The organism is Loktanella sp. DJP18 (assembly GCF_049310965.1).
In the GTDB taxonomy this organism is placed as follows: domain Bacteria; phylum Pseudomonadota; class Alphaproteobacteria; order Rhodobacterales; family Rhodobacteraceae; genus Loktanella.
Genome location: NZ_JBMERN010000294.1, coordinates 1 through 1,767, shown reverse-complemented (window position 1 = coordinate 1,767; position 1,767 = coordinate 1). Strand labels below are relative to the sequence as shown.

The following is a 1,767-nucleotide window of genomic DNA, read 5'->3' as shown; positions in this document are numbered from 1 at the left end:
GATTCCATCCGGGGAAGTGCAGCTTCCCCAACGGACAAGAACCTCGGAACTTCGCTTGGTAGACTCGAAGAATGCCCCCGAACGCCGGTCAATCCGGCCAAGAATGGTTTGCTGCTCACCCTCGAATTCTTGGTCGCATTGCAGGAGCAACGCGTCTTCAAGGATGTCCATGCGCCTATCCGCCGTACGGCATGCGAACGGATCCAAAATGCGAACCAATCTGCTGTCTTTGTAGAACAAGTGCCAGAAGCCGGTACTCTGGCCAAGAAACATTGCACCGTCGAGTACGTTGAACGTACCCATGCTCCGGCATTCTAGCTCTTTGACCACCTCCTGTGCGCTGCCGGCTCCCGGCGCAGTACAGATTAGTGTGCAGGTGGCAGCGATGATTTTCAGTGAGTTTTTCCCCATATCAATAGCATACGGTGTGCGCCGAAGGCGCACCACCATCATCAGGACCCTCTGGAAACAATCCGATGGCATCCGGAAGCCTATTGTTGAGCCGCCAAGATGATGGTCCGCTTAGGGCTCAAACCGAACCTTTGATACCTCATCGCGATCAGGATTTCTTCGATCGCCACCAGAGATCAATAATGCGCTTGACTTGAGAGACCGCTGTCAAGGAACGATCGCTGGGGCGCGGTGCGGGGTTCGCGCAAGCGCGATACGCCGCTGCACCGCCAAGAAAGAAAGTAAGAAGGGGACCGCCGGTCCCCCACCGCAACAGTAAAATACAGCGCGTCCTGCGGGGCCGTGTCCTCGCCTGCGGCTGCGGGCCGCACCATCCCCTTGTCCGCTTGATTTTCCCATTGCGGCGGTTCCCCCCCTGCCCTCGCCGGGAGGCAGGCTTTCAGGAGAGGGGCGCGCACAGCGCTTCCTCGCCAGAAACCCCGCCCCGATTTTCGGCACCCAGACCGGAAACGTGGCACCACCACAAAGGATCGACACCATGGCAAAAGAGCGTTTGGACATTCACCAGCACGTCACCGACACCATCATTGCACAGATCGAGGCAGGCACGCCGCCATGGCGCAAGCCGTGGACAGGGGACGCAGGTGGCGCTTGCCTGCCCGTCCGTCACAATGGCGAAGGCTATCGCGGCATCAACGTCCTGATGTTGTGGGCCGTGGCATCCGAGCGCGGCTATGCCTCCGAACGCTGGATGACATTCAATCAGGCGCAGCAGCTGGGCGGCACCGTGAAGAAGAGCGAGAAATGTGCCCGCAGCGTTTTCTATGGCACCGTTGAAAAGAAGGAGGACGCAGAGAGCGACGGCGGAACCGAGGGCGAGAGCAAGGCCCGCATCGGCTTTGCGAAGGCAAACAACGTCTTTAACGCGGATCAGATCGAGGGCTTGCCCGCAGAATACTACGTTCAGCCCGACCCCGCCCGCGACCTTGGCACCGAGGCCGACCCGGCGCTTGAGGCATTTTTCGGCAGCATCGGGGCCGATATTGTCAGCACCACAGACCCCCGCGCCTACTATCGGCCCACGACGGATCAGGTTCACATGCCGCCCGTAGGCACTTTCACCAATGCCGCCCGCTACTATGGCGTTTTGGCCCATGAAATCACGCACTGGACTGGCGCGGAAAAGCGGCTGGACCGGATCAAGAAGTTTGGCAACAAAGCCGCTTATGCGTTCGAGGAACTTGTGGCCGAGATTGGCGCTTGCCTGTTGGCCGCGCGCCTTGGCGTAGAGCCGGAATTTGACCAAAGCGCAGCCTACATCGAGGGCTGGCTTGAATTATGGCGAGCTCGCCATAA

General features: G+C 59.5%; 2 protein-coding genes. One reads left to right on the top strand and one right to left on the bottom strand.

Features of this window, described 5'->3' with window-relative positions; all coding sequences use genetic code 11:
• A partial coding sequence (locus tag ACOI1H_RS25340; protein WP_422441063.1) for a hypothetical protein occupies window positions 1–453 on the bottom strand: 453 nt, incomplete at its 3' end.
• A 496-nt stretch (window positions 454–949) separates the two neighbouring features.
• Here ACOI1H_RS25340 and ACOI1H_RS25335 point away from each other — a divergent pair.
• On the top strand, window positions 950–1,767 hold an 818-nt coding region (locus tag ACOI1H_RS25335), incomplete at its 3' end, for an ArdC family protein (protein WP_422441061.1).